A 22,302-nucleotide genomic window follows, 5' to 3' on the forward strand; every position below is an offset into this window, starting at 1 on the left:
AACGTGGCTGTGGGGAGTCCGCTGCTGGGGACGGAGGTTCGGTGGGCGAGCATCGCGAGGTCGCGGAGGCGTTGCGGCGGGCCGGGGTCTCGGGGGTGGACGACTCGGCGCTCGCGCGGTCGATGTACTCGTCCGACGCCTCGCTGTACCGGGTGCCGCCGGCGGTCGTCGTCACGCCCCGGGAGGCCGGGGAGCTGCCGGTCGTGCTGGAGGTGTGCCGGGCCGCCGGGGCCCCGCTGACGATGCGGGGCGGCGGGACGTCCATCGCGGGCAACGCGGTCGGGCCGGGTGTCGTGGTGGACGTCGGCCGGCACCTGAACCGGGTGCTGGAGATCGATCCGGACGCGGGGACGGCGCTGGTCGAGCCGGGGATCGTGCAGGCGCGGCTGCACCAGGTCGCGGCCGGGCACGGGCTGCGGTTCGGGCCCGACCCGTCCACCCGGACGCGTGCGACGCTGGGCGGGATGATCGGGAACAACGCGTGCGGGTCGCGGGCGCTCGGATACGGGCGGACGAGCGACAACGTGCTCGGGCTCGACGTGGTCGCCGGGACCGGGGAGCGGCTCCGGCTCGGGGACGTCCCCGGCGGCGCGGCGGAGAGCGGCCTCCTGGAGCGGCTCCGGGGCCTGGCGGGCGAGAACCTCGCGCTGATCCGGACGGAGTTCGGGCGGTTCGGGCGGCAGGTCTCCGGTTACTCGCTCGAACACCTGCTGCCGGAGAAGGGCTTCGACGTCGCGCGGGCGCTGGTGGGGAGCGAGGGGACGCTGGCCCTGACGCTGGCCGCGCGGGTCCGGATGGTGCGGGAGCCCGCGTGCCGGGTGCTCGTCGTGCTGGGGTACGGGTCGATGGCGGAGGCCGCCGACGCCGTGCCGGCGATCCTGCCGCACGGGCCCGTGGCGTGCGAGGGGCTGGATTCGCGGATCACGAACGTCGTGCGGGAGCGGCGGGGCGCGGACGCCGTGCCGCCGCTCCCGGACGGGTCCGGGTGGCTGCTCGTGGAGCTCGCCGGGGACGCGATCGGGCCGCTGCGGGCCACCGCGCGGAAGGTCGCCGGCGACTCCGGATGCCTCGGCTCGATGCTCGTCGAGGACGCGGCGCTCGCCGAGGCGCTGTGGCGCATCCGGGAGGACGGCTCCGGGCTCGTCGCGCGGACGCCCGGCGGCGAGCAGGCCCACGCGGGGTGGGAGGACGCGGCCGTCCCGCCCGAGCGGCTCGGCGCCTACCTGCGGGAGTTCGAGGCGCTGCTGGACGGCTACCGGCTGTTCGGCGTCCCCTACGGGCACTTCGGGGACGGGTGCGTCCACGTGCGGATCGACTTCCCGTTCGGGCGGGCGGAGGGGGCGCGGATCTTCCGCGGCTTCCTCGACGACGCGGCGGCGCTCGCGGCGCGGCACGGCGGCACCATGTCGGGCGAGCACGGCGACGGGCGGGCACGGAGCGAACTGCTGCCGCACATGTACTCCGCCGAGGCGCTCGCGCTGTGCTCGGCCGTCAAGGACGTGTTCGACCCGGACGACGTGCTGAACCCCGGAGTGATCGTCCGGCCCGCGCCGGTGGACGGCGATCTGCGCGCCGTGGGGCTCGTCCCGCTGAACCGGGGCCTCGGTCTCGCCTACCGGGACGACCGCGGCGACCTGTCGCGGGCCGTGCACCGGTGCACCGGCGTGGGCAAGTGCCGCGCCGACAACACGGCGGCGGGCGGCGTCATGTGCCCGTCCTACCTGGCCACGCGGGAGGAGAAGGACTCCACGCGGGGGCGGGCGCGGGTGCTCCAGGAGGTCGTCAGCGGGAAGCTCGGGCCGGACGGCTGGAAGTCCGGCGCGCTGCACGACGTCCTCGACCTGTGCCTTTCGTGCAAGGGGTGCGCGTCCGACTGCCCGACCGGCGTCGACATGGCGTCCTACAAGGCGGAGGCGCTGCACCAGCGGTACCGGAGGCGGGTCCGGCCGCGCGCCCACTACGCGCTGGGGTGGCTTCCGCGCTGGACGCGGCTCGCGGCGAGGGCGCCCGCGTCGATCCGGGCGGTGAACGCGGCGATGCGGTCGCGCGCCCTGAAGCCGCTGGTCGCGTGGGGCGCGGGGATCGACCGGCGGCGGACGCTGCCCGCGTTCGCGCCCGTGACGTTCCGGCGCCGGTTCGCGTCGCACCGGAGCCCGGAGGGGCGCAACGGCGACGTCGTCCTGTTCGTCGACAGCTTCACCGACGCGTTCTCCCCCGAGGTGGGCGAGGCGACGGTGAAGGTGCTGGAGCACGCCGGCTACCGCGTGACGGTCACCGAGCGGCCCGTGTGCTGCGGGATCACGTGGATCTCCACGGGCCAGCTGGACGGGGCGCGCGCGCAGGCCCGGCGGGCCGTCCGCGCGCTGCTCCCCCACGTCCGGGGCGGCGCGAAGGTCGTCGGCATGGAGCCGTCCTGCACGGGCGTGCTGCGGTCGGACGCCGGAGAGCTGCTGCGCGGCGTGGACGCCGCCGCCGCGCGCGAGGTGGCCGCCGCGACCCGCACGCTGGCCGAGCTGCTCGCCGAGACCGGCGACTGGACGCCGCCCGACCTGTCCGGCGTGACGGGGATCGCGCAGCCGCACTGCCATCACCACGCCGTCATGGGCTGGGCGAAGGACGCGGCCCTGCTGCGGAGGGCGGGCGCGGAGGTCGGCCGGGTCGGCGGCTGCTGCGGCCTCGCCGGGAACTTCGGCGTCGAGAAGGGCCACCACGACGTCTCGGTCGCGGTCGCCGAGACGTCGCTGCTCCCGGCCGTCCGGAGGACCGGCGAGGACGGGGTCGTCCTCGCCGACGGGTTCAGCTGCCGGACCCAGCTGAGCGAGCTGGCGGACCGCGGCGGCGAGCACCTGGCCCAGCTCCTGGCCCGCCACCTGCCCGGCGGCTAGCCCTGGAGGGTGCGGGAGAGGGTCAGGGCGGCGGTGTGGACGGCCGGGGCCACCGCGGCCAGCCGCATCCTCGTCGCCCAGCCCGACACCGACAGGGCGCCCAGGGCCAGGCCGTCCGGGCCGAGGACGGGGCTCGCCGCGCACACGATCCCGGCGCCGGACTCCTCCCGGTCGTAGGCGACGCCCTCGCGGCGGATCTTCGCCAGCTCCTTCGCGAGCAGCCCCGGCGCGGCGACGCTGCGCGTGCTCCGCTTGACCAGGCCCCCGTCCATGACGGCCCGCACCGCGTCCGGCGGGGAGAACGCCAGGATCGCCTTGCCCACCCCGGTGACGTGCGCGGGCAGCCGCCCGCCGACCTGGGACGGCAGCCGGGGCCCGCCCGAGGAGCCGAGGATCTCCACGTAGACGACCTCGGTGCCCTCCAGCACCGCGAGGTGGACGGTCTGCCGGGTCGCCTCCCGCAGGTCCGACATGTAGGGGGCGGCCGCGTCCCGCAGGACCCGCTGGCGCGGCACCCGCTGCCCGATCTCGAACAGCTTCAGCCCGAGCCGCACCCGGGTGCCGTCGCGTTCCAGGAGGCCCGCCTCGGCGAGTTCGAGCGCGATCCGGTGGGCGGTGGACCGCGGCAGGCCGCTGCGGCGGGCGAGTTCGGCGGCGCCGAGCCCGTCGTCGTCCGCCCGGAACGCGGTCAGCACGGCGACGGCGCGGCGCAGGAAGGTGTCGTCCGGCGGCATGGCGCCCACTGTAGAAGAAGTGTCCCACCACGCGGGACGGCCGCATTGCCCGCGGCGCCCCGCGCGGGAGAGGCTCGGGCCTGCGCAGACAACGAAAGGACGGCCCAATGGACCCGGGTTCCGTGGAGAAGGCCGCGGCGGCGCTGCTCGACGCGTACGCCACCGGCACTCCCATCCCGCCGCTGACGAAGGACCATCCGGGCATGTCGGTGGCCGACGCCTACGCGGTCCAGCTCGCCCAGGTCGAGGCGTGGACCGCCGCCGGGGCGCGGATCAAGGGCCACAAGGTCGGGCTGACCTCGGCCGCGATGCAGCGCCAGATGGGCGTGGACCAGCCGGACTTCGGCGTCCTGCTCGACACCATGTTCCTGCAGGAGAGCGCCCCGATCGACACCGGCCGGTTCCTGCAGCCCCGGATCGAGCCGGAGATCGCGTTCGTGCTGGGCCGGCCGCTCGCCGGGCCCGGCGCGACGACGGCCGACGCCGTCGCCGCCGTCGAGTACGTGCTGCCGGCGCTGGAGGTCATCGACTCCCGCATCGCGGACTGGAAGATCACCCTGCCGGACACGATCGCCGACAACGCCTCCAGCGGCGGCGTCGTGCTCGGCACCCGTCCCGTCCGGCTCGACGACCACGACCTGTCACTGATGGGCTGCCTGCTGCGCCGCGACGGCGACCTGATCGACACCGGCGCGGGCGGCGCGGTGCTGGGTTCGCCGATCAACGCGCTGGTGTGGCTGGCCAACGTGCTCGGCGAGCGCGGCGTGTCGCTGGAGGCGGGCCACGTGGTGCTGCCCGGCTCGATCACCGCCGCCGTGCCGGTCGCGCCCGGGGAGACGCTGACGGCGACGTTCGCCGGGATCGGTTCCGTGACCGCCCGGTTCGGAGAAGAGGAGCTGACATGAGCGAAGTGAACCGGGGGGAGCGGGCATGAGCGGACTGACGGCCGCGATCGTCGGGCCGGGCAACATCGGCACCGACCTGCTGGTCAAGCTGACGCGCAGCGAGCTGATCGACGTCCACTCGATGATCGGCGTGGTGCCCGAGTCGGACGGCCTGGAGCGCGCCCGCAAGATGGGCGTCGAGGCGTCGGCGGAGGGCGTGGACTGGCTGCTGAAGCAGCCGACGCTCCCCGACATCGTGTTCGAGGCGACGTCGGCGAAGGCGCACCTGGCGAACGCGCCGCGCTACGCGGAGGCCGGGATCACCGCGATCGACCTGACCCCGGCGGCGGCGGGCCCGCTCGTGTGCCCGCCGGTGAACCTGGACACGCTGTCGGACGCCCCGAACCTCAACATGATCACGTGCGGCGGGCAGGCGACGATCCCGATCGTGCACGCGGTGTCGTCGGTCGTCCCGGTCCCGTACGCGGAGATCGTCGCGTCGATCGCGTCGCGGTCCGCCGGTCCCGGCACGCGCGCGAACATCGACGAGTTCACCGAGACCACCGCCCGCGCGATCGAGCAGGTCGGCGGCGCCGGGCGGGGCAAGGCGATCATCATCCTGAACCCGGTCGACCCGCCCATGATCATGCGGGACACGGTGTACTGCGCGATCCCGTCCGACGCCGACACCAAGGCGATCTCGGCGTCGATCGACACGATGGTCGCCGAAGTGGCCGCCTACGTGCCCGGCTACACGCTGCGCGCCGAGCCGCAGTTCGACGAGCCCCGCGACATCTGGAACGGGATGGCCCGCGTCGCGGTGTTCCTGGAGGTCCGCGGGAACGGCGACTACCTGCCGCCCTGGGCCGGCAACCTCGACATCATGACCGCGGCCGCCGCCCGGGTGGGCGAGCAGCTCGCGCGCAGGAAGGTGGCATCGTGACCGCGGACAAGATCCGGATCACCGACTCGACGCTGCGGGACGGCAGCCACGCGATGGCGCACCGCTTCACCGAGGAGCAGGTCCGCGGGGTCGTGCACGCGCTGGACGCGGCCGGGGTGGAGGTCATCGAGGTCACGCACGGCGACGGCCTCGGCGGCTCGTCCTTCAACTACGGCTTCTCGCTGGAGGACGACGTCAAGCTCGTCGCCGCCGCCGTGGACGAGACGACCCGCGCCAAGATCGCCGTCCTGCTGCTGCCGGGCCTCGGCACCGTCCACGACCTGAAGATGGCGCACGACGCGGGCGCGTCGGTCGCGCGGGTCGCGACGCACTGCACCGAGGCGGACGTGTCGCTGCAGCACTTCGCCGCCGCCCGCGACCTCGGCATGGAGACCGTCGGGTTCCTCATGCTGTCGCACCGGGTCGGCCCGGAGGAGCTGGCGAAGCAGGCGCGGATCATGGTGGACGGCGGCGCGCAGTGCGTCTACGTCGTCGACTCCGCCGGCGCGCTCGTCCTCGGCGACGCGCAGGAGCGGATCAGCGCGCTGGTGAAGGAGATCGGGCACGAGGCGCAGGTCGGGTTCCACGGGCACCAGAACCTGTCGCTGGGCGTCGCGAACTCGGTGCTGGCGCAGCAGAACGGCGCCCGGCAGATCGACGGGGCGCTGTGCGCGCTCGGCGCGGGGGCGGGCAACTCCCCCACCGAGGTGCTGGTCGCGACGTTCGAGCGGCTGGGCGTCCCGACGGGCGTGGACGTGCAGGGCGCGCTGGCGGCGGCGGACGACGTCGTGAAGCCGTTCCTGCACCGGCTGCCGTTCGCCGACCGGGGCGCGATCACGCAGGGGTACGCGGGCGTGTACTCCAGCTTCCTGCTGCACGCCGAGCGGGCCGCCGAGCGCTACGGCGTCCCGGCGCACGAGATCCTGCAGAAGGTCGGCGAGGCCGGCTACGTCGGCGGCCAGGAGGACATGATCATCGACGTGGCGCTCCAGCTCCGCGCGGAGCGCGAGCGCGCGTCGTAGGGCGGACCCCTACGCGAGCGGGGTCGCGTCCCGGTCGTCCAGGAGGGCGCGGGGGCCGTCGTACACGGCCGCCGTGCCCGCCTGCCGCATGCCCGGGGGCCGGTCCCGGAATCGCCGCGGCCGCCGGGCGACGATCTTTGCACGCTGCAAGCGTTGGGATAGCTTGGGCGGCATGACCCACGAGGACCCCGCCGTCGTGAGTCCCGCGTCGACTCCGCGCGGGCGGGCGCGCCGGGACCAGCTCGTGAAGATCGGTCTCGACCTGCTCGCCGAGGGCGGCTGGCCGGCGGTCACCGCGCGGGCCGTCACCGACCGCGCCCGCACCCGTCCGGGCCTGCTCCACCACTACTTCAACGGGCTGCCGGGCCTGCACGTCGCGGTCGCGCAGCGCGCCAGCGAGATGATCGTCGACCCGGTGGTGGACGCGCTGGTCGCCGCGCCCGACACCCCGGCCGCGCTGCGCGCGCTGCGCGACCTCGTGCCGCGCATGGCGGCCGGCGAGCGCAACCTGCGGCTCGCCGCCGAACTGCTGGTGCGGGCGCTGCGCGACCCGCGGATGGGCGCCGAGCGGCGGGACTGGTCGCGCACCGTCCGGGCCCGGATCGCGGCGCGGCTCGGCCACCTGTGCCCGGACTGGCCGGCGGAGCGCCGCGAGGGCACCGCGATGCTGTTCACCGCGATGCTGGACGGCCTGCTGCTCCAGCTGATCCTGGACCCCGACCTGCCGACCGCTCCCGCGCTGGACGCCACGGAGGCGCTGGTCGCCGAGCCGTGACCCGCGCGGCGGGACGGAGCGCGGGCCCCATGGCAGAACGCGCGGGCGCGACGGCACGACGCGCGGGCGCCCTCGCCGGGCCGCCCGCGCGTCTCGGGGCCCGGTCAGTCGCGGGGGGCGTGCGCGACGGCGACCGGGCAGGCGGCGTGGTGCAGCAGCGCGTGGCTGACCGAGCCCAGCAGCAGCCCGCGGAAACCGCCGAGGCCGCGGGAGCCGACGACGAGGAGGCCGGCGTCCTTCGCGGCGGTGAGCAGCACCTGGCGGGGCGGGCCGGTGACGACCTCGGTCCGGACGGCGACGTCCGGGTGCTTCTCCCGCCAGGGCGCGACGATCCGGGTGAGCCGGTCGCCGGCGAACTCGCGCAGTCCGGCGGCGTCCACGAGCGGCGCGGGGCCCGGGTCGGCGTCGGCCGGCCAGGCGACCAGCGCCACCAGGTCCGCGCCGCGCAGCCGCGCCTCGGTGAACGCCAGCCCGAGCGCCTCCTGCGCGGCCGCGGAGCCGTCCACCCCTACCACCACGGGGCCCTCGACCCGGTGCTCGCGGACGACCACGACCGGGCACGGGCCGTGCGCGGCGAGTTCCACGCCCGTCGAGCCGAGCACCAGGTCGGTGAACCCGCCGCGGCCGCGCGAGCCCACGACCAGCAGTTCGGCTCCCGCAGCGGCCTCGATCAGCGCCGTCGTCGGCCCGCCGCGGCCGAGCACGGCGTGCGCGTCCACCCCGGCGGCCACGTCGCGCGCGTGCCGGGCCCCCTCCGCCACGACCTCCTCGGCCGCCGCCCGCAGGTCGGCGACCGGTATCGCCATCGGCCCGACGGCCGAGAACATCTCCCAGGCGTGCACCACGGTCAGCGGAACCCCCCGCAGCCGCGCCGCCTCCGCCGCCCACCGGACGGCCGCCTCGCTCTGCCGGGACCCGTCGTAGCCCACGACCACACCGCGTCGTTCAGTCATCGTCGCTCCCTTCGCTTCCCCTAGCCTTGCCGGGCGGGAACGCGCCGGTCAGAGGCGAGAGTCCGGGTCTCCCGGGACCTTCGTCCCGGCACGATCGCGACCGTGCCCGGGGCCCGGCGCAGCACCGCCGTGGCGGTCGCGCCCAGCGGGTCGAAGCCGGTGCCCCGGTCGCCGAGCACCACGAGCCCCGCGTCCTGCGCGGCGTCCCACAGCGCGTCGAAGGGCCGCTCCAGCAGCGGCGACGCCTCGATGCGCAGGTCCGGGTACCGCGCCCGCAGCGGCGCCACGACCCCGTCCAGCTCGGCGGCGCGGGTCCGCTCCAGCAGCTCCCGGTCGCGGAACAGCGCGAGCTCGGACTCGGCGACCGCCCCCGGCTCCCAGCAGCCGTGGACGACGTGCAGGTCCCAGCCGCGCAGCGCCGCCTCCTCGGCGGCGAACCCGAGGGCGGTCGCGCAGCCGGGCGAGCCGTCGGCCCCGACGACCACCCGGCGCGGCGCGGGCGCGTCCCGGACCATGATCACCGGACGCGCCGACCGGGCCGGCAGCTCCAGCGCCACCGAGCCCGCCGCCGGCTCCCCGGACTGCCCGAGCACGACCAGTGCGGCGCCGCCGGACGCGCGCAGCAGCGCCTCGACGACCGGCCCGCGCCGCAGCCGCCTGCGGACCGCGCCCGGCACGCCCAGCTCGTAGGCCCGGCGGACGCCGCTGTCGAGGAGGTTCTCCCCCGCCCGCTTCATGATCGCCTCGATGTCGGGGTCGGTGTGGCCCGCCGGGTAGGGCCAGTGCCAGCTGTGGCACATCACCAGCCCGATCCCCCGGAGCCGGGCGTCCTCCACCGCCCAGCGCAGCGCCGCGTCGTTCTCCGCCGTCCCGTCGAACCCGAACAGGATGTGCGGCCACCGTGTCCTTTCTTCGCCGTTCATATGCCTGCCTCCCTCCTGCCAGTCTGCGCGCCGCCCGCCCGTCCCAATAGAGGACGAAGGTCCCCCCGCGCGGGGACCGGCGGGCCGTGCCGGAGTACTTTGCGCACCGATTACCTTCGGAGGGGAGGAGGAGAGATGCGAAGGCTGGAACGTGTCCGCCGCCGGTTCGGCTTCGACCGCAACGAGCTGCGCCGCCCCGTAGACCGCCGCCAGTGGACGGTGGGCGTCGGCGCCGCCGTCCTGTTCGCGGGCCTCGCGCCGCCGGCCTCCGCCGTCCTCGCCGTCCAGGCCTACCGGACGGGCGTCGCCGCCGAGCGGCAGCAGGCCGCGAACCACCGCGTCGACGCCCGCGTCACCGGGACGGCGGCGCAGGACGGCGCGGGCGTGCGGCACACCTACGCCGAGCTGGCCTGGACGTACCCCGACGGCCGGCCGCACACGGCGGTGGTCCCGGCCGACAGGTCCGTCAAGCCGGGGATGAGCCACCGGATCTGGGTCGACGCCTCCGGCTCCCTGGTCCGCGCCCCGCGCACCCACGCCGACACCGTCGCGACCACGGCGGCGTCCGCGACCCTGGCGGTCACCGTCGTCGGCCTGCCGCTCCTGGCCGGCTACCTGCTCGCGCGCCGCCGCTGCGACCGCCGCCGCGAGGCGCTCTGGGACGAGAACTGGGCCGCCCTGGCCAGCAGCTGACGGCCCCGGCGGCCGCGAGGGTCAGCGGAGGGCCAAGTCTTCGCCAGGAATGATCGTCTCCGCTGATCCCGGGCGTCCCGCGGGGTAGGCCGCAGGGGCCAAGGTCCCCTGCGGGAAGGAAGTCCGTGATCAGGAGATTCGCGGCGGAACTCGTCGGCACGCTGCTCCTCGTCTACTTCGCCGTGGGCGTGGCGACCCTGTCCTTCGGTTTCGGCGTCACCGGCCGGAGCCTGTCGGCGGGGGTGATCGCGACGGCGCTGACGTTCGGGCTCGTGCTGCTCGTCCTCGTCTACGCGATCGGCCCGATCTCCGGCTGCCACGTCAACCCGGCCGTCACGCTGGGCGTGCTGCTGGCCCGCCGGATCACCCCGTTCGACGCGGTCGGCTACTGGATCGCCCAGTTCATCGGCGGGATCGCCGGCGCGCTGCTGCTCTGGGCGACGTTCGCCGGCTCCCCGCTCTACGGCCGCTCCACCGTCGGCCTGGGCACCGACGGCTGGGGCGCCGCCAGCATGATCCGCATCAACCTGGGCGGCGCCTTCCTCACCGAGGTCGTCCTGACGGCGCTGTTCGTGTTCGCCGTCCTGGCGATGACGAGCCCGGCCGCGATCGCGTCCGTCAGCGGTGTCGCCATCGGCCTCGCGCTCACCACCGTCCACCTGATCGGCATCCCGATCACGGGCACGTCGGTCAACCCCGCGCGGAGCCTCGGCCCGGCCCTGGTCGTCGGCGGGACGGCCCTGTCGCAGGTGTGGCTGTTCATCGTCGCCCCCATGGTCGGGGCCGTCGTCGCCGCGGTCGCGCACACCTTCCTCCAGCCCCCGACGAAGGAGACCCCTCTTCCGCCCACGGAGGATCACCCGCCCGCGGAAGAGCCCTGAGAATCCTCCGTCCGGCGCGGTCCGCCCCGCCCGTCTCGTCCGGGCTCGGCGTCACCAGGGGTCAAACGTCCGTCCCGGGGAGGGCCTGGGCCGCCCAGTCGGCGGCGGTGGTCCGGTAGAGGACGTGGCGGCGCAGGCTGTGGCCTTCGGGGACGAGGGGGTGGTCGAAGTCGCCGGACGGGTCGCGCGACATCCCGACGCGCTCCATGACGGCCCGGGACCGGAGGTTGGGGACGCTGGTGAAGGAGACGACCTCGTCCAGGCCGCGCTCGTCGAAGGCGAAGGCCAGCGCGCGGCGGGCGGCCTCGGTCGCGTAGCCGTGGCCCCAGGCGGAGCGGGCGAGCCGCCAGCCGATCTCCACCGCCGGGGTGAAGTGGGCGCGGAAGCGCGGCACCGACAGCCCGGCGAAGCCGATGAACTCGCCGGCGGCGGTCTCCAGGGCCCAGAGGCCGAACCCGCGCTCGTCGAATCCGGCCTCAAGGCGGTCGATCATCGCGTCGCTTTCCCCGCGGGTCAGCGGCGCGGGGAAGTGCTCCATGACCTCGGGGTCGGCGTTCAGCGCGGCGAACGGCCCGCGGTCGGCGTCCTTCCAGCGGCGCAGGAGCAGGCGGTCGGTCCGGAGTGTCGGGGCCACCGGGCGACCCTACCCCTCACGGGACGACGAATGGTCGCGGATCGCGGCGCAGGCGCGGGCGGCCATGGCGAGGAACATGGCGTCGCCGCGCTCGGTGGGAGTTCCGTAGGCGCAGCCCAGGACGATGATGAGGGGCGCTTGCAGGAGCGCGAAGCGGTAGTCGTCCCAGCAGAGGTCGAGCGGATAGCCGCGGACACCGTGCCCTTCGAGCGCCTGGTGGTAGTGGGCGACGAGGTCCCGTTCATGGGTGCGGCGGTCGGCGACGGTAAGGCTGGTCGCCAGGAAGTAGGACAGGTCGCGTGCGGGCAACCCGATGGTGAGGGTCTGCCAGTCGACGGTGACCGGGACGTCCTCCGGCGGGAAGAGCAGGTTGTCGAGGCGGTAGTCGCCGTGGACGAGGCCGAACCGCTCGGAGCGTCCGACCAGCCACGGGCCGACGGCGTCGACCGTGCTCCGCAGCGTGTCCGCGTCCTCGGGGCCGAGCCGGCCGGGGAACCGGTCGATGAAGATCTCGACGGCGGGGCCGTAGACCTCGGCGAGGGTCGCGGCGTCCGCCCCGGTCGGGCGGTTCAGCCCGCCGACCTCCAGGAGGGACTGATCGCACCAGCGGGGGCCGTGCAGACCGGCGAGGCCGCCGACGCAGTCGCGCGCGTCCCGCGCCGAGCAGCCCGCGAGCTGGTCGCCCTGCACCGCCGGGGCGAGGTCCTCCAGGAGCAGGACGAACTCGAAGGTGTCGGGGTCGATCTCGGCGTGGTGGCAGCGCGGGGTGCGGATGGCGACGGTTCCGGCGATGTCGCGGTAGAAGAGCACCTCGGTGCGGTAGGTGCCGCCGAGCATGGCGCGGGCGGCGGGGTCGGCCAGCGGGAGCTTCGCGACGAGGCGGGGAGGGACGCCGCTGCCCGCGAGGCTCAGCCGGTACACCGAGCCGATCTGGCCGGTGCCGATCGGCTCCATGGCGACCTCGTCGACCCGGCCGTCCAGGACGCCGCCGAGCCAGGGCGCGGTGATCACGGGCGGGTCCGTCCGGGGTTGCGGGGCAGGCCGCCGAACCCGTCCGGCCGGACGCGCCGGTAGGCGTCCAGGACGGGGGCGAGTTCGGCGGGCGTCGCGCCGTGCAGGATCACGCCGTCGGCGCCCGCGTCGAACTGGTCGAGGACGCGGGCCGCGCACCGCTCGGGCGACCCGGTGGCGGACGCGGCGAGCCACTCGTCCGGGACGAGGTCCGCGACGTGCCGCAGGTCGGCTGCCGTGCCGATCACGTCGAAGGCGCCGGGATAGCCGGCGACGAGGTCGTCGGCGCGGAACCCGGCCAGCGCCGCCGGGTCCCAGCCGTTGACCCTGACCAGCAGGTCGCCGTATCCCTGCAGGTAGGTGGCGAGGCGGCCGACGAGCTTGCGCAGCCGCGCCTCCTCGTCCAGGTGGTCGCCGACCGTGGCCAGCACCGACCAGACCCGGACGGACGCGGGGTCGCGCCCCGCCTGGTCGGCTCCGCGCCGGACGGCGGCCACGGACTTGGCGAGCGTCTCGTCGGTGAAGAAGGTGTGCAGGACGACGCCGTCGGCGACCCGTCCGGCGAACTCCAGCGTCCGCTCCCCCATCGCGGTGAGGATGACCGGGATGTCCTCGTCGAACGACGGGTCCTGGCTGAGGTAGGGGAAGTTCCCGGCGGGCCCGTCGTGGCCGGCCACGGCCTCGCCGTGCCAGAGGCGGCGCAGGACGCCGATGACGTCCTCCAGTTGCGCGGTGGTGACGCGGGGCAGGCCCATGACGTCGAACAGCATGTCGAAGCCGCGGCCCAGGCCGAGCGCGAAGCGCCCGCCGGACAGCCGGTGCACGGTCGTCGCGAAGGTCGCGGTCAGCAGCGGGTGCCGGGTGTTGTGGTTGGTGGCGGCGGTCGCGATGCCGATCCGCTCGCTCACCGCCGCGGCGGCGCCGGCGAGCGCGGCGGCCTCCTTGGTGGTGAAGCGCTCGGACAGGAAGACCGCGCCGAGGCCCAGCCGTTCGGCGTCGGCGACCTCGCCGAGGAGATCGCGGGGGCTGCCGGAGTGACCGGCGAGCCCGTAGCAGCCCAGTTCGGGGAGATCAGCGCTCTGCACGAGGTGGAATCTAGTCTGGACAGCTGTCCACAATCAAGGGCGGACGGGCGGGGACGGCGGCGCCCCGTAGACCGTCAGCCAGATCGCGCGAGCGAGGGTGCGGGCGATCTGCTCGTCCCCCGGGCCCTCGTCGTGGTGGCAGTGCCCCGCGATGGTCCGTTCCACCATCCAGATGAGCACCTGCGCGGTCGGCGGGACGTGCATCGCGGGGTCCACCGTGCCCGCCCGCCGCTCGGCGTCGAGCCGGTCGCGCACGACCTCGTCGAACCGCCGCATCCGGTCGCGCCAGAACGCCGCGACGTCCGGGTCGTAGCCGGCGACCTCGCCCAGGGCGTCGAGGACCCGGCGGTGCTCGCGGTAGGCGGCGATCATCTGCCGCATGGCGTGCGCGACGCCCTCCTCTCCGCCGGAGTGGTCGGCCCGCCACCAGCTGACGGCCTCGCCGAACAGCGCCTCGACCGCCTGCTCGGCGAGCGCGATCAGCAGCCGGCCCTTGTCGGGGAAGTGCAGGTAGAACGTCGACCGCGCGACGTCGGCCCGCTCGGCGATGCGCTGGACGGGCAGCTCGGTGTAGGGCGTCCCGTCGGCCATCATCTCCGTCGCCGCCCGCAGGACCCGGTTCCGGACGTCCTCGCGGCGTTCGCGGACCTTCCGGCGGGGCTGCGTGGTGGAGGCCATGGCCGCAGCGTACCCGCCACCGGCCATTGTCGGACAGTGTGTCGACACAGTGCTTGACAGCGTTCCGCGACCGAACCACACTCGGTCCACGGCTCCGCACCAGGGGCCGGACGTCACGGGGGGCTCGGCCGAGGAGGCTCAACGTGGTACGTCCCGACACCCTCCGGCGGAACCTCGCCGCCCTGGCGGCGCTGGTCCTGGCCGCCACGGCGCTGACCGCCGCCGCGACCCGTCCCGCGGCGCGCGCCGACGACCCAGGGTCGTGGATCCCCCGCACGGACATCACCCGCTCGGACCTCACGCAGGTGCCCGGCAAGCTCGCGGAGCCGCGGGACGACGGGCCGCACCCCGGGTCCGCCACCGAGTGGTGGTACGCGCACGTCATGGACCCGGCGACGAAGCGCACCTTCATCGCGATGCTGTTCACCGCGCCCGTCCCGACCGCGCTGATCTTCTGGTATCCGGAGGAGGGGCAGAAGCTGGTGCTCCCCGAGCCCGCGCTGGACGTCAGGGCGGCCGAGGGCCCGGTCGTCCGCAGCAGCGCCGGCGACCTGGTCTACGACGCGGAGCGGCGCGCCTACCACCTGTCCTGGCATGGGCTCTTCGCCAAGGGCGACATCTGGTTCGACGACGCGGTGCCCGGCGTCACCGGCGGCCCCATCCGCTACGACGGCGGGCAGACCATGTACTGGACGTCCCCCGTCGCGACGAGCCGGGTGACGGGCTGGCTCCAGCCGCCCGGGGCGTCCCGGATCAGCGTGACCGGCTGGCGCGGCTACCACGACCACAACTGGGGGCAGTTCAGCGTCGTCGACCAGCGGTACTCCGGGTGGGAGTGGGGCGTCTCCCACGAGCCCGACGGGACCGCCACCCTGCTCGGCGGCGTGGTGAAGGGCGACGGGACCTGGCAGGGCGTGGTCGGCCGGGCGACGCCCCGCGGGACCTACGGCTGCATGTCCACGATCAGGCTGTCGGAATGGCGGGTGTCCGGCCTGTTCTCCTACCCGGAGACCACCCGGCTGACGTGCCCGTCGTCGCTGCTCGCCACGCCCGAGGGCCTCAAGGGGAAGCGGCCCGGCCTCGACCGGAGCTTCCACGTCGTCGACCCGTTCATCCTGGACGCCGGCCTGCTCGCGCTGCCCGAGTCGCTCGGCCGCACCGTCCCCGGCTCACTCGGCCTCATCGAGCACATCCGCACGCTGCCCTCGCGGCTGCCGCGCTCCTGACCCGCAAAGGACGGCGACCATGCCACGACCGGCACACCACGGCGGCACCGCGGACCTCTCCCGGCGCCGGATGCTCTACGGCACGGCGGCCGCGGGCGCGGCGGCGCTGCTGCCCGTCCCGTCCGCCCGCGCGGGAGCGGGGGCGAAGCGGCGGGTGGCCGTGCTGGGCGGCGGCATGTCCGGCCTCGCCGCCGCCCACGAACTGGTCGAACGCGGCTTCGAAGTGACGGTGTTCGAGCGCAGGGCCCTCGGCGGGAAGGCCCGGAGCATCCCGGTGAAGGGCACCGGCAGGGGCGGACGACGCGACCTCCAGGGCGAGCACGGCTTCCGCTTCTTCCCCGGCTTCTACCGCAACGTCCCGGACACGATGCGGCGCATCCCGGTGCCGGGGAACGCCAACGGCGTCCACGACAACATGTTCCCGCTGACCTCGACGCGCATAGCCCGCAACGGGGGCCGCTCGGACATCATCACCCCCGACTTCTCCGGCGCGGGCGGCGGGTTCGACCTGGCCGCGCTCCAGGAGACGCTGACCGGCGTCGTCGAGCAGGCGGGCGCCATCCCGCCCGACGAGCTGGCCCTGTTCGTCAACCGGTTCGTCGTCTACCTCACCAGCAGCGACGAGCGGCGGCTCGGCCAGTGGGAGAACGTCCCGTGGTGGGAGTACGTGCGGGCGGAGGGCAGGTCGCGCGACTACCAGGCGATCGTGGCGCGGTTCCTGACGCGCGGGCTCGTCGCCGTCAAGGAGGAGGTCGCCAGCACCAAGACGGTCGGCGCCATGGGCCAGGCGTTCGTGCTGTCGGGGATCGGCCTCGGCACGGACGGCGGCCTCGCCAGGATGCTCAACGCCCCCACGAACGAGGCGTGGATCGACCCCTGGGTGGACTACCTGCGCGGACGCGGCGTCCGCTTCGAGGTGGGGCAGACCGCCGAGGCCCTGGAGACCGCGGCGGGCCGGATCCGCTCCGTCCGCCTGGTGGACGCCGCCGGGACCCGCCGCTCCGCCGAGGCCGACTGGTTCATCAGCGCGATGCCGGTCGAGCGGGCGCGGGCCCTGCTGTCCCCCGCCGTCCTGGCCCTGGACCCCTCCCTGGAGACGCTGAAGGACCTGCGCACCGAGTGGATGAACGGCCTGCAGTTCTTCCTGCGCCGCACCCCGGACGGCATCGGACAGGAGGTCAACTTCATGGACTCCCCCTGGCAGATCACCGCCGTCCTGCAGAGCAGGCTGTGGGACCGCGACATCCCGCGCGACTACGGCGACGGGAGCGTCGTGGACTGCCTGTCCCTGGACATCTCCGACTGGGACACGCCCGGCATCCGGTACGGCAGACCGGCCAAGCGGTGCAGCCCGGCCCAGATCGCCGCGGAGGCGTGGGCGCAGATGAAGGACCACCTGGAGGACACCGGCCGGTCCGTCCTGCCGGACGACCTCCTGCACTCGTGGTTCCTCGACCCGGCGATCAGCTGGAACCCGGCCACCGGGCGCAACGCCAACGACGACCCGCTCATGGTCAACACCGTCGGCAGCTGGAAGAACCGGCCCCGCCCCCGGACGAGGGTCCCGAACCTGTTCATGGCCGGCGACTACGTCCGGACGGGCGTCGACCTGGCCACCATGGAGGGCGCCAACGAGTCGGGGAGGGCCGCCGTCAACGCCCTGCTGGACGCCGCCGGCTCCCCCGCAGGGCAGGTCCCCGTCTGGCCCCTCTACCAGCCCCCCGAACTCGACGGCCTGAAGGACCTCGACGCGCGCCGGTACCGCGCCGGCCAGCGCAACCTCTTCGACACGATGTGACCGGCCGCCGCCGTCCGGGCGGCGTCAGGAGTTCAGGGAGGTCAGGAGTTGAGGGAGGTCAGGAGTTGAGGGAGGTCAGGAGTTGAGGGAGGTCAGGAGTTGAGGGAGGACGCGCGGCGCCGCGGCCTGCGCCCCTGGGAGCCGCCTCGGGCGGTGCCCGCCTGCGGGGCCGGCGCGCCGTTGCGCGGCCTGCGCTCCGGAGCGGAGCCGCGGGCGTTCCCGGCCTGCGGGGCGGATGCGCCGTTGCGCGGCGTCCGGCCCGGCGCGGCGCCGGTGGGGGCGGGCTGAGCCGGGGGCCGCGCGCCGGTGATCCTCGCCAGTTCCGCATCGCCGGGCTGCACGCTGGCGGTGCGCGGGGTGATGCCGGCCTTGGCCATCAGGTCGTTCATCTCGCGGCGCTGGTCGGGGACGACGAGGGTGACCACCGTTCCCGCGCGTCCGGCTCGGGCGGTGCGCCCGCCGCGGTGGAGGTAGTCCTTGTGGTCGGCGGGCGGGTCGACGTTGACGACGAGGTCGAGGTCGTCGATGTGGATGCCGCGCGCCGCGACGTTGGTGGCGACCAGGACGTTGACGTCCTCGGTGTGGAAGCCGTTCAGCGCGCGGTTGCGCTGCGACTGCGTCTTGCCGCCGTGCAGGGCGGCGGCGCGGACGCCGCGCGCCGTCAGCTTGCGGACCAGGCGGTCGGCGGCGTGCTTCTTGCCCACGAACATGATCACCCGGCCCTCGCGGGACGCGATGTGCACGGTCGTCTCGTGCTTGTCGGCGTCGGCGACGTGCAGCAGGTGGTGCTCCATGGTGGCGACGGCGCCGGCCGGCGGGTCGACCGAGTGCGTGACCGGGTCGCTGAGGAACCGGCGGACGAGCTGGTCGACGTTGCGGTCGAGCGTCGCGGAGAACAGCATCCGCTGGCCGTCGCCCGGGGTCTGCTCCAGCAGCCGGGTGACCTGCGGGAGGAATCCCATGTCGGTCATCTGGTCGGCCTCGTCCAGCACGGTGATCCGCACCTCGCCGAGCCGGCAGTCGCCGCGCTCGATCAGGTCGGCGAGCCGCCCGGGGGTCGCGATCAGGACGTCCACGCCGCTCTTGAGGGCGCTCGCCTGGCGCGAGAGCGGCATGCCGCCCACGACGGTGGCCAGGCGGAGCCCGACGGCGTTCGCGTAGGGCGTGAGCGCGCCGGTGACCTGCTGGGCGAGTTCGCGGGTGGGCACGAGGACGAGGGCCGAGGGGGTGCGCGGTGCCGCGCGGTGCCCGGCGGTGCGGGCGAGGACGGCCAGTCCGAAGGCGAGGGTCTTGCCGGAGCCCGTGCGTCCCCGGCCGAGGACGTCCCGCCCGGCGAGCGCGTTCGGCAGGCTCGCGGCCTGGATGGGGAACGGGGTCGTCACGCCCTCGCGGGCCAGGGCCGCCAGAAGCGGGGCCGGCATCCGCAGGTCGGCGAACGACTCGACCGGGGGAAGCGGCGGGGTGACGGTCTGCGGGGGGCCGGCGTCGGGCCGCTGGGCCTGGGCCTGGGCCTGGGCCGGACGGCGGCGGCCTCCGCCGCCGCGGCGGGACCGGGCGGCCGGGGCAGGGGTGCGGGGCATGGTGGAAGCCTTCCTCGAAAGCGGTGCGTGTCGAGGAAATGCTCCGCGGCGCGGAATCGCGGCCAGGGGGCCGGACGGACAGCTCTCAAGACGAACCGGGGCGTAACCCGCAGCACGTGCGGGTCGGGGTGGGGGCGCGGCGCGCCCCTCCAGAGGCGATGCCCCGTTCGGGGCACCTCGCGCGGCGGGGGGGGGGCGGGGGGCCCCCCCCCCGCCACACGCTCGGCTATCAGGCCGGGACGATGTTCTCCGCCTGCAGGCCCTTCTGGCCCTGCGTGATGTCGAACGACACCTTCTGGCCCTCCTGCAGCTCACGGAAGCCCTGGGCCGCGATGTTGGAGTAGTGGGCGAAGACGTCGGCGCCGCCGCCGTCCTGCTCGATGAAGCCGAAGCCCTTTTCCGCGTTGAACCACTTGACGGTGCCGGTGGCCATGGTCGTTCTCCTTCTGGTCTGGTTCCCGGGCGCACACCTTGCGCGACCGGGGACGCCGCGATGGCCCATCCGGAAAATCCAGAGCAACAAAAAATGCGCCTGCTGAAGTTGATCCGCAGGCGCATGCACATGTCTTGGGAACCGCAACTGACTTAAAGGTACCACATGGCGGCCGGGATCGGGCCGCGCACCGGCGTCCTGTGTGATCGTTTCCATAACGCCCTGCCGAAGACGGCCCTCGCGCTCCCCGGGTGCGCGCATACTGCGAGAGTGAAATCCACCGGACCCGCCAGGCGGCGACACCTCCCGACCAGCCCCTTCAAGCCCCCGCCCGCCGCACCGCCCGCGAAGGTGTTCGCGGCCGAGGAGCTCGTCACGCACGACAAGTACGGGCTCGGCCGCATCCTGGAGGTCCAGGGCGGACACTGCGTCCTGGTCGACTTCGGGACGCAGAAGGTCAAGATCCTCGCCCCCTTCACCAAGCTCTTCAAACTCTGAGAACCCGCAGCCTCCAGCGTCCGGCAGGTCCCGCGCACAGCCGGGCCGGGACCGGCGCGAACCGGAGCGGGCCCGACAGCGCCGTCGGGACCCCTGCCGGCCGATCCCCCACGCGAGAGTGACCGGCCGCCTTCGGGTGCCGCCGCGACCGGCACGCCGGTCGCGAACCGGGCGCGGGTCTTCCCCGTCGCCAAAGAATCGTCTATCGTCTATCGTCGATTAACGATGAAAGTTGAGGAGGGGCCGCTCGACCGGCCCACCGCCGCGGAGTACGCGTCCTGGTTCAAGGCGCTGGCCGACCCGACCCGGGTCCAGATCGTCTCGCTGCTGGCGCGGCGGGGGCGGCCGATGAACGTGGGCGAGATCGTCGATGCCGTGCACGTCGGGCAGTCGACCGTCTCCGCGCATCTCAAGGTGCTGTCGGAGGTCCGGTTCGTCCTGGCCGAGCAGCACGGCACCGCCCGCTACTACCGGATCAACACCGCGTGCGTCGACTGCTTCCCCACCGCCGCCGACATCGTGATGGGACGTCCAGCGCCGGTGGCGCCGACCTGCCCGCCCGAAGGAGGCGCGTGATGGACGACACCGAAACCGACACCGAGGCCGTCGTCGAGCGGTACTCCGAGCTGGCACGCCTCGCCCTGGCCGGCGGCGCGCCCCGGGACGGCGGCGAATCCTGCTCCGGCGCCGCCCCGTACCTGGACGAGGACGACGCGCCCGAGGCCGCGCTGCGCGCGAGCCTCGGATGCGGCAACCCGCTCGCCGTGGCGGATCTCCGGCCCGGGGAGACCGTGCTGGACCTGGGCTCGGGCGGCGGCCTGGACGTCCTGCTGTCCGCGCGCCGCGTCGGCCCGGACGGGACCGCCTACGGCCTGGACGCCAGTGTGGCCATGCTCACCCTCGCCCGCGCCAACGCCGCCGAAGCCGGTGCCGGCAACGTCCGCTTCCTGCACGGCCGCATCGAGGACGTTCCCCTGCCGGACGCGAGCGTCGACGTGGTCATCTCCAACTGCGTCATCAACCTCGCGGCCGACAAGCCCCGCGTGCTCGCCGAGGCCTTCCGCGTCCTGCGGCCCGGCGGGCGCTTCGGCGTCGCCGACCTCGTCGCGGATCCTCCCGCCGGTCCCGGCCGGTACGCGACCGCCGAGGAGTACCGCCGCGACCTGCTGGCCGCCGGCTTCACCACCGCCGCCGTCACCCCGCTGGACCGGGCCGCGCCCGGCCCGCACTCGGCGACCGTCCGGGCCGCGAAGCCCGCGTCCCCGCCCGGCACCGTCATCCGCCCCATGCGCGCCGGGGACGCCGCCGAAGTCCTGGCGGTCTACCAGGCCGGGCTCGACACCGGCGGCGCCGGCTTCGAGACGGCGGCGCCCTCCTGGGAGACGTTCGACCGCGTCAAACTGCCCGGCCACCGGCACGTCGCGGCCGACGCCGCGTCCGGCGAGGTCCTGGGCTGGATCGCCGCGACCCCGGTGTCCGACAGGTGCGTGTACGCCGGCGTCGTCGAGCACAGCGTCTACATCCACCCCGGCCACCACGGCCGGGGCCTCGCCTCCGCCCTGCTGCGCGCGTTCATCGACTCGACGGAGACCGCGGGCATCTGGACCGTCCAGTCCGGCGTCTTCCCCGAGAACACCGCGAGCCTCCGCCTGCACGCCAACGCGGGCTTCCGCGTCGTCGGCACCCGCGAGAAGATCGGCCGCCACCACGGCCGCTGGCGCGACGTGGTACTCCTGGAACGCCGCAGCCCCGCCACCGGCACCTGACCCCGTCACACGTACCGCTGGGTGCGCTCGCCGCTGTGCCGTCACCCGGTGGATCACCATCTGGCCCGCATTCCGTGACGTATCGGACGTCGGGTACAGGCTGCACTTCGTGGACGATCCGCGAACTCGGGCTTCGACGTGCGTCCGGAAGCTCCCCTGGCGGCGCCGGGCAGCTGAACCAGCGCCCACGGAGCAGGACGCGTGTGCGCGGCAGCGGCGGGACGCCCTTCGATCGTCCTGGTTCAGCGGGCGGTGAGAGGCAGTCGGACGGCTGGCGGAAGCGGGGTCGCGGCCGGTGTCGCGCGGAACGACTCGATCATCAGGGCCGCGAGTCGGCGCGACGCCGCCGCCCGCAGCTCGGGTGACTCGGCGCGGATGCCGTCGTTCGCCATCAGCGCGAGGGCGATGTCCTCCACCACGATGTCCGGGCGCAGGTCACCGGACGCTTTCGCGCGCCGGATCAGTTCGAGGAGCATGCGCAGCGCGCGGTCGCGGTCGGCGGTGGAGTCGGCCGTCCGGGGCAGCTGGGCGACGTAGGCGCGGAACTCCCGGTCGCGGGCGTGCGCCTCCAGGAGCTTCTCGATCACCAGGCGGAAACCGCGCCACGGGTCGGACGCCGCCAGGCCCTCCGCCACGACCGCCGAGCAGACGGCCATCTGCTCGGCGAACGCCTCGGTGAACAGCGCATCCTTGGACGGGAAGTGCCGGTAGACGGTCGCGACGCCCACCTCCGCGCGCCGGGCGATCTCCCGGATCGGCACGTCGGCGCCTCGGGCGGCGAAGGCCATGCGGGCGGCCAGGACGATGCGCACGCGGTTGTCGCGGGCGTCCGATCGGAGATGCGTTCCCACTTCGGCCGTCACCGTTCTCACTTTAGCCAGCCATAGCGGGCGGCCCTTT

23 protein-coding genes are annotated in these 22,302 nt (G+C 74.6%); 12 read left to right on the top strand and 11 right to left on the bottom strand.

Annotated elements, in window-relative coordinates; all coding sequences use genetic code 11:
- Positions 1 to 122 precede the first annotated feature (122 nt).
- Positions 123 to 2,885, top strand: a complete 2,763-nt coding sequence (locus tag ACA511_RS24675; RefSeq protein ID WP_375027489.1) for an FAD-binding and (Fe-S)-binding domain-containing protein — start codon at positions 123 to 125, stop codon at positions 2,883 to 2,885.
- Here the strand turns inward: ACA511_RS24675 and ACA511_RS24680 are convergent.
- The gene (locus ACA511_RS24680; RefSeq protein ID WP_375026967.1) at positions 2,882 to 3,619 is read right to left on the bottom strand and encodes an IclR family transcriptional regulator; all 738 of its coding nucleotides are present in this window, start codon (positions 3,617 to 3,619) and stop codon (positions 2,882 to 2,884) included. The genes ACA511_RS24675 and ACA511_RS24680 overlap by 4 nt on opposite strands.
- A 107-nt stretch (positions 3,620 to 3,726) precedes the next feature.
- On the opposite strand from ACA511_RS24680, the gene ACA511_RS24685 reads away from it, so the two are divergent.
- Genes ACA511_RS24685 through dmpG form a run of 3 tightly spaced genes read left to right on the top strand, consistent with a single transcriptional unit; the run spans position 3,727 to position 6,468 of the window.
- Positions 3,727 to 4,524 (top strand): 2-keto-4-pentenoate hydratase, encoded by a 798-nt coding sequence (locus ACA511_RS24685; protein ID WP_375026968.1) that lies wholly within the window; start codon positions 3,727 to 3,729, stop codon positions 4,522 to 4,524.
- A gap of 25 nt (positions 4,525 to 4,549) precedes the next feature.
- Positions 4,550 to 5,446, top strand: a complete 897-nt coding sequence (locus ACA511_RS24690) for an acetaldehyde dehydrogenase (acetylating) (protein ID WP_375026969.1) — start codon at positions 4,550 to 4,552, stop codon at positions 5,444 to 5,446.
- On the top strand, positions 5,443 to 6,468 hold the full coding sequence (gene dmpG / locus ACA511_RS24695) for a 4-hydroxy-2-oxovalerate aldolase (protein ID WP_375026970.1): 1,026 nt from the start codon (positions 5,443 to 5,445) through the stop codon (positions 6,466 to 6,468). The genes ACA511_RS24690 and dmpG overlap by 4 nt, the downstream gene beginning before the upstream one ends.
- Positions 6,469 to 6,477: 9 nt before the next feature.
- Here the strand turns inward: dmpG and ACA511_RS24700 are convergent, their stop codons facing one another.
- Positions 6,478 to 6,618 (bottom strand): hypothetical protein, encoded by a 141-nt coding sequence (locus ACA511_RS24700; protein ID WP_375026971.1) that lies wholly within the window; start codon positions 6,616 to 6,618, stop codon positions 6,478 to 6,480.
- A 22-nt stretch (positions 6,619 to 6,640) separates the two neighbouring features.
- Between ACA511_RS24700 and ACA511_RS24705 the strand changes: the two genes are divergently transcribed.
- The gene (locus ACA511_RS24705) at positions 6,641 to 7,243 is read left to right on the top strand and encodes a TetR/AcrR family transcriptional regulator (RefSeq protein WP_375026972.1); all 603 of its coding nucleotides are present in this window, start codon (positions 6,641 to 6,643) and stop codon (positions 7,241 to 7,243) included.
- A gap of 104 nt (positions 7,244 to 7,347) precedes the next feature.
- Here the strand turns inward: ACA511_RS24705 and ACA511_RS24710 are convergent, their stop codons facing one another.
- Both ACA511_RS24710 and ACA511_RS24715 read right to left on the bottom strand, forming a co-directional pair.
- Positions 7,348 to 8,196, bottom strand: a complete 849-nt coding sequence (locus ACA511_RS24710; protein ID WP_375026973.1) for a universal stress protein — start codon at positions 8,194 to 8,196, stop codon at positions 7,348 to 7,350.
- A gap of 20 nt (positions 8,197 to 8,216) precedes the next feature.
- On the bottom strand, positions 8,217 to 9,119 hold the full coding sequence (locus tag ACA511_RS24715) for a universal stress protein (RefSeq protein ID WP_375026974.1): 903 nt from the start codon (positions 9,117 to 9,119) through the stop codon (positions 8,217 to 8,219).
- Positions 9,120 to 9,254: 135 nt separating this feature from the next.
- Here ACA511_RS24715 and ACA511_RS24720 point away from each other — a divergent pair, with 135 nt between their 5' ends.
- The gene (locus ACA511_RS24720) at positions 9,255 to 9,812 is read left to right on the top strand and encodes a hypothetical protein (RefSeq protein ID WP_375026975.1); all 558 of its coding nucleotides are present in this window, start codon (positions 9,255 to 9,257) and stop codon (positions 9,810 to 9,812) included.
- A 125-nt stretch (positions 9,813 to 9,937) separates the two neighbouring features.
- A complete protein-coding gene (locus tag ACA511_RS24725; protein ID WP_375026976.1) occupies positions 9,938 to 10,693 on the top strand; it encodes an aquaporin in 756 nt (251 codons plus the stop codon).
- Positions 10,694 to 10,754: 61 nt separating this feature from the next.
- On the opposite strand, the gene ACA511_RS24730 is transcribed toward ACA511_RS24725, so the two are convergent.
- From ACA511_RS24730 to ACA511_RS24745, 4 genes are read right to left on the bottom strand one after another with little or no spacing between them, the layout of a single operon-like run.
- Positions 10,755 to 11,327 carry a GNAT family N-acetyltransferase gene (locus ACA511_RS24730; protein ID WP_375026977.1) on the bottom strand — a complete coding sequence of 191 codons (573 nt, stop codon included), beginning with the start codon at positions 11,325 to 11,327 and terminating at the stop codon, positions 10,755 to 10,757.
- Between the two features lie 9 nt (positions 11,328 to 11,336).
- Complete coding sequence (locus ACA511_RS24735; RefSeq protein ID WP_375026978.1) at positions 11,337 to 12,338, bottom strand: phosphotransferase family protein; 1,002 nt, start codon at positions 12,336 to 12,338, stop codon at positions 11,337 to 11,339.
- Positions 12,335 to 13,423 carry a TIGR03857 family LLM class F420-dependent oxidoreductase gene (locus ACA511_RS24740; RefSeq protein ID WP_375026979.1) on the bottom strand — a complete coding sequence of 363 codons (1,089 nt, stop codon included), beginning with the start codon at positions 13,421 to 13,423 and terminating at the stop codon, positions 12,335 to 12,337. The genes ACA511_RS24735 and ACA511_RS24740 overlap by 4 nt, the downstream gene beginning before the upstream one ends.
- Before the next feature lie 33 nt (positions 13,424 to 13,456).
- Positions 13,457 to 14,101 (bottom strand): TetR/AcrR family transcriptional regulator, encoded by a 645-nt coding sequence (locus tag ACA511_RS24745; protein ID WP_375026980.1) that lies wholly within the window; start codon positions 14,099 to 14,101, stop codon positions 13,457 to 13,459.
- Between the two features lie 143 nt (positions 14,102 to 14,244).
- Here ACA511_RS24745 and ACA511_RS24750 point away from each other — a divergent pair, with 143 nt between their 5' ends.
- Together ACA511_RS24750 and ACA511_RS24755 are read left to right on the top strand one after the other, a co-directional pair.
- The gene (locus tag ACA511_RS24750; RefSeq protein WP_375026981.1) at positions 14,245 to 15,327 is read left to right on the top strand and encodes a hypothetical protein; all 1,083 of its coding nucleotides are present in this window, start codon (positions 14,245 to 14,247) and stop codon (positions 15,325 to 15,327) included.
- A 19-nt stretch (positions 15,328 to 15,346) separates the two neighbouring features.
- On the top strand, positions 15,347 to 17,125 hold the full coding sequence (locus ACA511_RS24755; RefSeq protein ID WP_375026982.1) for an FAD-dependent oxidoreductase: 1,779 nt from the start codon (positions 15,347 to 15,349) through the stop codon (positions 17,123 to 17,125).
- 92 nt (positions 17,126 to 17,217) lie between these two features.
- On the opposite strand, the gene ACA511_RS24760 is transcribed toward ACA511_RS24755, so the two are convergent.
- Both ACA511_RS24760 and ACA511_RS24765 read right to left on the bottom strand, forming a co-directional pair.
- Complete coding sequence (locus ACA511_RS24760; RefSeq protein WP_375026983.1) at positions 17,218 to 18,705, bottom strand: DEAD/DEAH box helicase; 1,488 nt, start codon at positions 18,703 to 18,705, stop codon at positions 17,218 to 17,220.
- A 229-nt stretch (positions 18,706 to 18,934) separates the two neighbouring features.
- Positions 18,935 to 19,138, bottom strand: a complete 204-nt coding sequence (locus tag ACA511_RS24765; protein WP_024936225.1) for a cold-shock protein — start codon at positions 19,136 to 19,138, stop codon at positions 18,935 to 18,937.
- A gap of 270 nt (positions 19,139 to 19,408) precedes the next feature.
- Between ACA511_RS24765 and ACA511_RS24770 the strand changes: the two genes are divergently transcribed.
- From ACA511_RS24770 to ACA511_RS24780, 3 genes are all read left to right on the top strand, one after another.
- Positions 19,409 to 19,636: a hypothetical protein gene (locus ACA511_RS24770; RefSeq protein WP_375026984.1), complete on the top strand. Its 228-nt coding sequence runs from the start codon at positions 19,409 to 19,411 to the stop codon at positions 19,634 to 19,636.
- Positions 19,637 to 19,861: 225 nt separating this feature from the next.
- On the top strand, positions 19,862 to 20,212 hold the full coding sequence (locus ACA511_RS24775; RefSeq protein WP_375026985.1) for an ArsR/SmtB family transcription factor: 351 nt from the start codon (positions 19,862 to 19,864) through the stop codon (positions 20,210 to 20,212).
- Positions 20,212 to 21,402 carry a GNAT family N-acetyltransferase gene (locus ACA511_RS24780; protein WP_375026986.1) on the top strand — a complete coding sequence of 397 codons (1,191 nt, stop codon included), beginning with the start codon at positions 20,212 to 20,214 and terminating at the stop codon, positions 21,400 to 21,402. Before ACA511_RS24775 ends, ACA511_RS24780 begins: the two co-directional genes overlap by 1 nt.
- A 242-nt stretch (positions 21,403 to 21,644) precedes the next feature.
- On the opposite strand, the gene ACA511_RS24785 is transcribed toward ACA511_RS24780, so the two are convergent.
- Positions 21,645 to 22,265 carry a TetR/AcrR family transcriptional regulator gene (locus ACA511_RS24785; protein WP_375026987.1) on the bottom strand — a complete coding sequence of 207 codons (621 nt, stop codon included), beginning with the start codon at positions 22,263 to 22,265 and terminating at the stop codon, positions 21,645 to 21,647.
- Between the last annotated feature and the right edge of the window lie 37 nt (positions 22,266 to 22,302).

Origin of the sequence: Actinomadura sp. GTD37 (genome assembly GCF_041951365.1) — a bacterium.
GTDB lineage: Bacteria > Actinomycetota > Actinomycetes > Streptosporangiales > Streptosporangiaceae > Spirillospora.

Coding starts and splice junctions, on each gene's coding strand:
- ACA511_RS24720 (WP_375026975.1), top strand. CDS start 9,255: ATGCGAAGGCTGGAACGTGTCCGCCGCCGGTTCGGCTTCGACCGCAAC.
- ACA511_RS24705 (WP_375026972.1), top strand. CDS start 6,641: ATGACCCACGAGGACCCCGCCGTCGTGAGTCCCGCGTCGACTCCGCGC.
- ACA511_RS24775 (WP_375026985.1), top strand. CDS start 19,862: ATGAAAGTTGAGGAGGGGCCGCTCGACCGGCCCACCGCCGCGGAGTAC.
- ACA511_RS24765 (WP_024936225.1), bottom strand. CDS start 19,138: ATGGCCACCGGCACCGTCAAGTGGTTCAACGCGGAAAAGGGCTTCGGC.
- ACA511_RS24760 (WP_375026983.1), bottom strand. CDS start 18,705: ATGCCCCGCACCCCTGCCCCGGCCGCCCGGTCCCGCCGCGGCGGCGGA.
- ACA511_RS24710 (WP_375026973.1), bottom strand. CDS start 8,196: ATGACTGAACGACGCGGTGTGGTCGTGGGCTACGACGGGTCCCGGCAG.
- ACA511_RS24690 (WP_375026969.1), top strand. CDS start 4,550: ATGAGCGGACTGACGGCCGCGATCGTCGGGCCGGGCAACATCGGCACC.
- ACA511_RS24745 (WP_375026980.1), bottom strand. CDS start 14,101: ATGGCCTCCACCACGCAGCCCCGCCGGAAGGTCCGCGAACGCCGCGAG.
- ACA511_RS24685 (WP_375026968.1), top strand. CDS start 3,727: ATGGACCCGGGTTCCGTGGAGAAGGCCGCGGCGGCGCTGCTCGACGCG.
- ACA511_RS24755 (WP_375026982.1), top strand. CDS start 15,347: ATGCCACGACCGGCACACCACGGCGGCACCGCGGACCTCTCCCGGCGC.
- ACA511_RS24680 (WP_375026967.1), bottom strand. CDS start 3,619: ATGCCGCCGGACGACACCTTCCTGCGCCGCGCCGTCGCCGTGCTGACC.
- ACA511_RS24675 (WP_375027489.1), top strand. CDS start 123: ATGTACTCGTCCGACGCCTCGCTGTACCGGGTGCCGCCGGCGGTCGTC.
- ACA511_RS24780 (WP_375026986.1), top strand. CDS start 20,212: ATGGACGACACCGAAACCGACACCGAGGCCGTCGTCGAGCGGTACTCC.
- ACA511_RS24715 (WP_375026974.1), bottom strand. CDS start 9,119: ATGAACGGCGAAGAAAGGACACGGTGGCCGCACATCCTGTTCGGGTTC.